The organism is Caldanaerobacter sp. (assembly GCF_049701115.1).
Classification (GTDB): Bacteria; Bacillota; Thermoanaerobacteria; order Thermoanaerobacterales; family Thermoanaerobacteraceae; genus Thermoanaerobacter.
On record NZ_JBNATX010000051.1, the window covers coordinates 1 to 9,030 of the forward strand.

Consider the following 9,030-nt stretch of genomic DNA (forward strand, 5'->3'; position numbering starts at 1 on the left):
AAATACTTCATTTGTTTTCTCCTCCTTCCACAAAACTTTTGAATATCTCTTCAAATGGTTCTCCTAAATTGTCTATCTCAACCGGTATTACAGAAAATTTTCTAAAGATATCAAATACATCGTATATTAGTTCGGGCTTTTCAAATGTAAGCTCCAATATATCTGTGTCTATATTCCCTTCATAAAAACCTATTTCAACGCCTTTTATGCTTTTTAATTCATCTAAGTATTCACTTTCTCTATTTTTTCTTAAAGTAAATCTATATTTAGCATAAGAAATTTTATGTCTGAGCTCTGAAGAAGTCCCTTCTGCTACCACTTTCCCTTTATTGATTATCAAAATTCGATCAGACACTTTCTCAATAAATCTTAAGTCATGGGAAGAAATGATAAGGGTAGATATTTCTTTTAATTCTTTTACCAGCTTCTCTACTTCAAATCGCGTTATAATATCAAGCCCGAGGAGGAGTTCATCGAGTATTAAAAGTTTTGGCTTTGTAGCAAGTGCACATATGATAGCGGCTTTCTGCTGCATCCCTCTTGAAAGCTTGCCCACTTCTTCTTCCAGTTTGTCCTGTATCATCAGCCTCTCTGCCCACATTTCCATGTCATCTTTTACTTCTCTTGCAGACTTCCCTCTCAAATTTGCAAAGTAATAAACGTTTTCTCTAACAGTCATATGCCAGTATAGATTTCTTGAACCTTCAAGTAGTGTCCCTATTTCTTTCATTACCTCTCTTTGAGCTTCAGGCATATCTTTCCCAAATATTTGTATACTGCCTTTATCGGGGGAGACAAGGTTTAAAAGCATTTTCACAGTCGTCGTCTTCCCTGCACCATTTGGACCTAGGAGTGCAAAAATTTCATTTTCTCTTACAGCAAAAGATACTCCATCCACCGCTTTTACTGCCCTCTTGCCTGCCCCAAAAGTCTTTTCCAAATTTTCTGCCTTAATGACTATTTTGTCCTCCATTTTCATAATCACCTCTATTTCTGATATTTTGTAAATTTTTATAACCTTAGCCTAGTTAAATCCAAAAAATTTAGGTAATATTGCAACTGTGCTATACTTTCACGCAAAGTGAAGTTACAATAAATTATATGACAATCCTCAAACCAGAAAGCACTATTATTGTAAATAAGCTATAACTTTTTCAATTCCATACTAACAAACTTACTTCTCCCAGTAAAATGCCAAAATCTTTGAAAAATCCTCCCAACATTTCGTTTTTGCGAAGTTGTCTGTATTTTTCTTTCTCTTTTTTTCATATATCACCAGTGAAAAAAATTAATTTTGTAACTGTAAGTTACAGAGTTTCATCCATGACGTTTGATTATTTGTTTATTAGAGCTGTATTTCGAAAATAATAACCAATTTTTCCTATGGGTATAAATGTAACCAATAAAAGAGCAGAAGCTATGATAAAAGTAAGTTTTGGATTGCTTGAATAAAGAATACTTCCAACTACCGGCCCTAAAATAAACATCATATTCCACACAGCCATCATTCCGCTGTAAATAGTCGCTCTAAACCTATTCTCAGAAATCTTTGCCATCATCACATCGTATCCAATTGAATGAAAAACTCCTAATCCCGAAGATATTATTATAGCCAAAACTGCAACAAACGGCAAATGTGTAAGCGCAAAAACTAATAAGAAAGCTCCTGAAAGAACATTTCCTAAAATAAGGCCATTTAAAAAGCCATAGTTATATCTATCCACAACTATTCCTGCTACTGGTGTAAGCAATAGTTGGATCAGTCCTAGTAAACTAAATATCAGACCTATTTTCGCACTATCAAGTCCAAAATTTTCTGTTAGATAAGGAGAATAGTAATTCCCACACATTGCAAGTGATAAACCATTGAGTATTATCAAAGTAACGATAGATAGAATACATAATGAACCCAACATTTTGACAGCGTTTATTGTATCTTTTAAATGTTCAATTAAAGATATGTTCTCTCCTATTGACTTTAATTGCAAAGTTTCTTTAAGTTGAAGCCTTAGCAATATTGAAATAGCAGAAAACACTGTCATGGCAATCAATGCTTCAACAGGTTTTGTTTTAAAAAGAATTCCTATAAATGAAGAACCTAAAATGCGACCCATGAGCCCTCCAAAAGAAACTAATGAAAGTGCTTTCCCTCCATCTTCCTCTGAAATTGATTCTGTTATCAAAGCCAGAGTAGAACCTGAAGAGATTCCGCTTAAACCATATATAAAAATTGTGGCAATCATCCCAATTATAATGAAATTCAAACTCCCCTCCCAAAAAGCAATAAAAAGTAATAAACTTCCAATAGTATAAAAAAATGAAGATATAACTAGCATTATTTTTCTTCCAAATCTATCACTGAATTGCCCTCCTAATACGGCGATAACTGTATCGCCTAAATTAGCAATTGAAAAGGAAAGCCCTACAAGAAATGGTCCTCCTCTTTCCATCAAAAGCAAAGGTAAAAGCCATCTCATAGGTCCATCCATTAGCCCTATAGCCATGTTAGATAAAAACATAATAGCAATATTTCTTTTGCATAGTAGAGAAAAATAGGAAATTTTTCTCATATTCTTTACCTCTCAACCCATACTAATGGTTTACTTGTCTTCATTTTCTCTTCAAACGATTCACTTACCAGTTTATAAGCTATTTCAATACCATGTTCTGAAATCTTTTCAAAAAGATAGTTTATAATCTCAAAATTAAATTTACAATAAGGAGATTTTTCCAGCAATGTTCTTGATAATCCATATACTGCAGCAGGACAATTAGCCCCACATAGGATGTTAAAATAATATTGTGTCTGGTGTATAATGAACTTGCCTGCTCAAGATCATTCCCGCCCTGCTTTAAAGAAACTCCTTGAAGATTTACTTGATTGGTTTATTCTTAACGTGAAATCTATCTCATGAAAAATGATAATGATAAGGGTAATGGCTTTTACAACAGAAAACTTGCTCCTCCTTGAGGTAACTTAGAATCTTCCCCAAGAACTCGTACAGGTGAGTTTAGGCCTAACATCCTCCTTAAACCTATAAAAGGATTGATGAACCATATACTGAACTTCTTATGTCCCTTGTTATTAATGGTTACTCAGAATCTTCTCTCCTTTCTACCCTCAAAAACCTTCAACTGCCTTACTCTGAACAGGAACTCAATAAGATTAAAAATGACCTTAAAAGCGAATTGGATCTTTTTAAACAAAGAGAATTGCCTGAAGCTGTCTTTGCTCTAAATTTATGCCTACCATTGTGAAATTAAAGATGGCTCAAAAGTTAAAAAAGCTGCCTGTTACATAGCCCTTGGTATTGACATGGAAGGCAAAAAAGATATCTTTGGCTTGTACACCTTCTTCGGCAAAGAAAACAGAGCCGACTGGAATAAAATCTTCGAAGATCTAATAAACCGTGGGCTTAAAAAAGTTTTAATAGTTGTCAGTGATGATTTCCCAGGTATAATTGAAACAGTCAAGGCCGTATATCCTTATGCTGACCACCAGCTCTGTTTTGTCCATCTTCAAAGAAATATTCGTAAATCCATGACCAAAGCCGATGCTTCCAAATTCAACAAAAAACTCAACAAAATAAAGCTCTCTTCTTCATTTGATGAGGCTTTAGATAAATTTCAAAATCTTTGTAATATATTCAAAGAGAGATACAGCCGTTATATGAATCTCCTTATGGAAAAAGCAGAGTATTATTTAGCCTTTACTAAATATCCTGAATCCTTAAGAAAAAATATTTATACCACTAATGTTGTAGAAAGTGTAAACAGCCTGATTGAGAAAATTCGCATAAAAATGGGTGGATATTTCAATTCCATTGAGGTCCTTGAAATTAATATTTATATCCAGAGAAAAAAATTTAAAAGAGACAAAATGAATAAAACCAGTTCCAATGATAAATGGCCATATCTATGAAATACAACAACTTTTCCAGTTACGTTACTTTAACCAGACACAAAATTCTTGACAAGTCTCATTGTAGAAATTGACAGTTTCTTACCTAATTTTTTATGTTAATTTCTATCACCACCTATACCACATATATTCCCTCTTCCTCTATACGCTCTTTTCCCTTATCCAGCTTCTCTATATTAAACAAACTGTAAAAATATCCTTTCATCTTCATTAAATCATCAAACCTTCCTTTTTCCACAATCCTTCCATCCCTTAATACTATTATCTCGTCATACCTTTTGAGTAGCTCACTCCACAACCTGTGCGTCACCACTATCGCCGTTATGTCCATATCCAGTATCGTCTTCTCTATCAAATACGCCGTCTCATTGTCCAATGCCGCTGTCGCCTCATCCAGAGCCAATATTGACGCATTTGTTATTACTGACCTCGCTATCGCTATCCTCTGCCTCTCCCCTCCTGAAAGAAGTTTCCCTCCTTCTCCTACATCACTATATATCCCCTCTGGCAATTTCTCTAATAACGGTCCTAATCCTGCTATCTTTGCCGCTTTTACTACTTCTTCATCCGTGTATCTGTCATTAAATAAAGTTATGTTGTCTTTTATTGTCCCGTCAAATATGAACACATTCTGATGTAATAGTGTTATTATCTTGAATAGGTCTTTCTTGTCTATTCTCCTTAATTCTATCCCATCCAGTTTTATTTCCCCTTCATAGTTTTCATATTGTTTTAAAAGTAATTTGAGTATTGTGGATTTCCCTGCTCCACTCGTCCCTACTAATGCATACTTCCCTCCTTTTTTGATTGTGAAGTTTATGTTTTTAAGAGCTTTTGTCTCCCCTGTGTAGCTAAAAGATACGTTTTTAAATTCTATTGAGTCGTTAAAAGATTTTACCGGTATATAATCATTCCTCTCTTCCTTTTCCTGTAATACTTCATTTATCTTCTGTGATATGCTCTTTAAGGAGAGTATCCTATTGAGATTTTGACCCATACTGTATATTGGCATAATTATGCTATTGCTAAGCTGCACACAGGCAATCATTGTTCCTAAAGTCATCTCCCCTTTTATAGTAAAGTACAAACCTACTGCAAATACAGAGAGGAAAATAAAACTACTTAAAATTTCAGACATAGTGTCAGAGGTATTTAAAAGTATGCTGTATTTAAGCTTTTTATCTTCCACATCTTCATTAACTTTCGAAAACTTCTCATGTACTTTATCCTCTATCCCGAAGCTCTTTATCACTTCAAGTCCTGTAAGAGTATCTTTAGATTCTATAGTAAAAAGTTCTAAGCTCTCAGAATAATCGTTTCTCATTTTAGCAATCTTATCATCAAAAATGCGAGGAATTATTACACTAAGAATTGCCATGAGTATTATCATCACAGTTATTTTGTAACTTAATATAAATAGAGAAATTAATGCAGCCACAAATCCTACTGCACTGCCTAAAAGCCTAAAGAAATTGTTAAAATAATCCTCTTCTACAATCTTTACATCATTTGAAATAATTGAAATATACTTACCTGTATTAACTTCATTAAAATGTTCCACATCCCTTTTAATGATTGCTCTAAATAACCTGTCTTTTAAGTATATCAGAGTTTTTTTCATGTAATGAAATCGAGTTGTTCTATTTAACCATCCAACTACTGCTTCCAATATGGTAAACATTACTGCGAATTTGACAACAGAATAAAATTTCACCAAATCACGTGTAGTTGCTACATCTATGAGTTTTTTATAAATAAAAGCAAAGTAAATATTTATCAATACAGAAGCTACTAAGAAAAATACTGCAAGCACAAACTCTTTTTTGTACTTGAATAAAAATTCTCTCATACAGGTCTTTCACTCCTTCATAATAATAGAGTTGCCAATTCTCCCTACTCCCTTTACTTTTCCTTCTCTTACCTATATAATATATGGTAAATTAAACATTTCAACCCGAATTGATTCTATTATGATTTGGAGGCTTTTGGAAATGAATTGAAAGATATACGCAAAAAAGGGCACTGTCTCCAGTGCTCACAAACAATTAATAAAAAAACATCAGTCTTTAACAGAAACATCGCTATTTCTATTTTCTATTAGCTGTTCCTTAATAATATCACGGTAAGTAGGGCATGAGTCAAGCAATTCTTCATGAGCTCCATTAGCGACAATTTTCCCTTTATCAAGCACATAAATTTCTCTGCACTGAAGAACTGTTGATAATCTATGGGAAATCACAATTAGATTTGGAATGATAGCTTTTATATTCTTAAATATCACATTCTCTGTTTCGGCATCCACACCTGATAAAGCTTCGTCTAGTATTAATAAAGTTGGTTTCCTCAAAATAGCTCGTGCCAAAGCTAAACGCTGTCTTTCTCCAGTAGATAACGCTTTTCCACCTTCTCCAACCTTCGTATCGAGAAACTCTCTGCCAAAATTAAGTCCGCAAAGTTTTAGAGCATGCTCCATCTCATCTTCTGAAAAGTTTTCCCCCATTGAAAGGTTTTCCCTTACTGTCATCCCAAAAATAAAATCTGTATTGCTAACAAGTAAAATATGTTTGCGCAAAGACTTCTTTGAATAGGCAGTAATTGGAACATCATTTATTAAACATCTCTCATTATCAAAATACCCGCTTAAAAAGCGTACTAAAGTACTTTTACCAGAACCACTATAACCAACAATTGCAATATTTACGTTATTTGTAAAATCAAGTTTTAGGTTGATATTATCTAATACCTCTTTATCCCCATACTTAACTGTTAATCCATTAAGAGATATGCTTTTTAAATCTGTTAATGTCCTTGTTCCATCCGGAGCAGTGTGAGTAGTCTCAATAATCGTTAAAACTCTACTAAAAGGTGGAATAACTTGACTAAAAGCACCTAGATTTTTTGAAAAATTGCTAAGAGGTTCAAATAAATTCTCAGAATATAGATAAAAAGCAATCATAGTACCTATATCTGTCCTACCTATAGAAACTAAAACTGCGCCCACCCCGAAAATCACAAGTGGAAATATGGCGCTCAAATAAGAATAGCTTGCAGTATAGGCTTTCATATTGAAGATAACTTTTCTGATATTTTTTAACCATTCTTTAATATCAAACAAAAATTTCTTAATGAGAAAATTTTCCTGTTTATAAAAAATAGCAATGGGCAATCCTTCTATTTTTTCTTTTAAGCTTTCTAATACATTTGCATAAGAAATCCTCTCTTCCTGAGACGATTCGATAATTCCTTTTGAGTATTTTTTAAATACAAAAAAGTAAAAAGGAATAAAGATTACAGAAATTATACCGAGGATAGGATTGAGATATACCAATACGGCTATCACAACTAAAAATCTTAAAAGATTTAGAAGGATTGACGGTAAAAAACCTGAAACAACAATACCTGCCATCTCTCCATCAGAAAGTATCTTTGAAATATACTCTCCGCCCTTTTCTGAGATAAGTCTTTCTATAGAAAGCTTTTGCAGGCTTTCATATGTCTTTTGAAAAAAATCAGCTGTTGCTTCTTTTTGGAGATATTCGAACCTATACTCTGCTATAAAATTTAAAATTACCACAGTAGTTCTTATGACAAAGAGCGCCAACAAAAGCGAAATTAACTTTGACAAAAAAAATTTTGACTGCATTAAGTTAATTATTTCTCGATTAATAAAAGGTACCAAGGCTCCCAGTAAAGATATTACAGTCCAAAGTATGAGTATATAAAACTGTACCTTCCAATATGGTCTAGAGTAGTAAAGAATTTTCCTAAGATATTCTCTATGCATTTTTTCTACCCCCAAAGTAATGAGAAATATTCTTTAGAATTTTTTGCCAATTTCCTTTCTTGCTCATTATATATATCTTTTTTAAAACTTCATCCCAAAATAGGCTTTCAAAATTAACAAATTCACCAAAGCGCTTTTTTATGAGTAACGGATCTGACTCCAAAGAAATCAACGCTGCAGGACATAAATCTTGTAAATCTCCCATTGGTCCTATACTTTCGACACTTCCCATCACACTAAGACACCATGAATGCAGTAAAAGAGTATCTATGGAAAAAATAACTAACAAGTTCCTCCTCATGCCTCCCCCTACTCCCTTTACTTTCCCTTCTCTTGCCCATATAATATCTGGTAAGTGAAAGAATTTCAACCCGAATTGATTCTGGGTGGTGCGTAAAAAAAGTTGAAGTATATTGAAAAAAGTTGTAGTTTACTATAAAATAGAAATATTGCTATTTCTATTTTCTATTAGCTGTTCCTTAATAATATCACGGTAAGTAGGGCATGAGTCAAGCAATTCTTCATGAGCTCCATTAGCGACAATTTTCCCTTTATCAAGCACATAAATTTCTCTGCACTGAAGAACTGTTGATAATCTATGGGAAATCACAATTAGATTTGGAATGATAGCTTTTATATTCTTAAATATCACATTCTCTGTTTCGGCATCCACACCTGATAAAGCTTCGTCTAATACTAATAATGTTGGCTTCCTTAAAATTGCCCGCGCTAATGCTAAACGCTGCTTTTCCTCAGTATACAAATAAAATCAAATCTATTTGCTCTTCTCATATATACACATGTTTTTTATATATGGCACTTCTATGCTACTTAAAATCAATCAAATTTAAAATTATATAAATTATGAATTAATTTTTTTAAATTTATCTGCATTAATAATAACATTATTTAAATTTATAATAAAGCTTATTAAAGTATCAAAAAACGCTTTTATCTTCCATTTAATCAATTTAACTCTCAATCCCTTTAATTCCCTCAATCTTTCTTTGTTTATCTGCATAAAATAAAAAGCAGAAAGTAAAATTTTATATTTTGCCCTTCTGCTAACTATATAACTATGGCTCTTCTTCTCTTCGATTGCACATCTTTTTCATACAGTTTCTTCCTCAGTCTCAATCTCTTCTTTCTCATCAATCCCATAATTATACATATAATAGAAATACCCTCTCTTCTCTAATAGCTCATCTAATGTGCCTCTTTCAATGATTTCTCCATCCCTCATTACAAATATTTCATCATACCTTTTAATTATGGGTTACAGCAAGCACTGTCGCATCTAAATTTATAAGTGTCCTCTCTATAT

At 33.0% G+C, this 9,030-nt stretch carries 7 protein-coding genes and 2 pseudogenes; 1 reads left to right on the forward strand and 8 read right to left on the reverse strand.

Annotated elements, in window-relative coordinates:
* Positions 1-7: 7 nt before the first annotated feature.
* From ACPLVE_RS10330 to ACPLVE_RS10340, 3 genes are all read right to left on the reverse strand, one after another.
* Complete coding sequence (locus tag ACPLVE_RS10330; protein ID WP_424611475.1) at positions 8-973, reverse strand: ABC transporter ATP-binding protein; 966 nt, start codon at positions 971-973, stop codon at positions 8-10.
* 361 nt (positions 974-1,334) lie between these two features.
* Positions 1,335-2,570: an MFS transporter gene (locus ACPLVE_RS10335; protein WP_424611476.1), complete on the reverse strand. Its 1,236-nt coding sequence runs from the start codon at positions 2,568-2,570 to the stop codon at positions 1,335-1,337.
* Between the two features lie 5 nt (positions 2,571-2,575).
* Complete coding sequence (locus ACPLVE_RS10340) at positions 2,576-2,737, reverse strand: hypothetical protein (protein ID WP_424611477.1); 162 nt, start codon at positions 2,735-2,737, stop codon at positions 2,576-2,578.
* Between the two features lie 97 nt (positions 2,738-2,834).
* On the opposite strand from ACPLVE_RS10340, the pseudogene ACPLVE_RS10345 reads away from it, so the two are divergent.
* Positions 2,835-3,974: pseudogene (locus tag ACPLVE_RS10345) on the forward strand (IS256 family transposase); the annotation flags it as partial.
* A gap of 63 nt (positions 3,975-4,037) precedes the next feature.
* Here ACPLVE_RS10345 and ACPLVE_RS10350 read toward each other — a convergent pair.
* From ACPLVE_RS10350 to ACPLVE_RS10370, 5 genes and pseudogenes are all read right to left on the reverse strand, one after another.
* Positions 4,038-5,771, reverse strand: coding sequence for an ABC transporter ATP-binding protein (locus tag ACPLVE_RS10350; RefSeq protein ID WP_424611478.1), 1,734 nt, complete (start codon positions 5,769-5,771; stop codon positions 4,038-4,040).
* 210 nt (positions 5,772-5,981) lie between these two features.
* Entirely contained in the window at positions 5,982-7,706 is a 1,725-nt protein-coding gene (locus ACPLVE_RS10355) for an ABC transporter ATP-binding protein (protein WP_424611479.1), read from the reverse strand.
* Positions 7,699-8,007: a hypothetical protein gene (locus tag ACPLVE_RS10360; protein ID WP_424611480.1), complete on the reverse strand. Its 309-nt coding sequence runs from the start codon at positions 8,005-8,007 to the stop codon at positions 7,699-7,701. The genes ACPLVE_RS10355 and ACPLVE_RS10360 overlap by 8 nt, the downstream gene beginning before the upstream one ends.
* A 132-nt stretch (positions 8,008-8,139) precedes the next feature.
* Positions 8,140-8,379 (reverse strand): ABC transporter ATP-binding protein, encoded by a 240-nt coding sequence (locus tag ACPLVE_RS10365; protein ID WP_424611481.1) that lies wholly within the window; start codon positions 8,377-8,379, stop codon positions 8,140-8,142.
* 438 nt (positions 8,380-8,817) lie between these two features.
* A pseudogene (locus tag ACPLVE_RS10370) lies at positions 8,818-9,030 on the reverse strand (ABC transporter ATP-binding protein); the annotation flags it as partial.

Excerpts from the sequence above, each read along its gene's own strand:
- ACPLVE_RS10330 (WP_424611475.1), bottom strand. The coding sequence starts at position 973 with ATGGAGGACAAAATAGTCATTAAGGCAGAAAATTTGGAAAAGACTTTT.
- ACPLVE_RS10335 (WP_424611476.1), bottom strand. The coding sequence starts at position 2,570 with ATGAGAAAAATTTCCTATTTTTCTCTACTATGCAAAAGAAATATTGCT.
- ACPLVE_RS10350 (WP_424611478.1), bottom strand. The coding sequence starts at position 5,771 with ATGAGAGAATTTTTATTCAAGTACAAAAAAGAGTTTGTGCTTGCAGTA.
- ACPLVE_RS10355 (WP_424611479.1), bottom strand. The coding sequence starts at position 7,706 with ATGCATAGAGAATATCTTAGGAAAATTCTTTACTACTCTAGACCATAT.
- ACPLVE_RS10360 (WP_424611480.1), bottom strand. The coding sequence starts at position 8,007 with ATGAGGAGGAACTTGTTAGTTATTTTTTCCATAGATACTCTTTTACTG.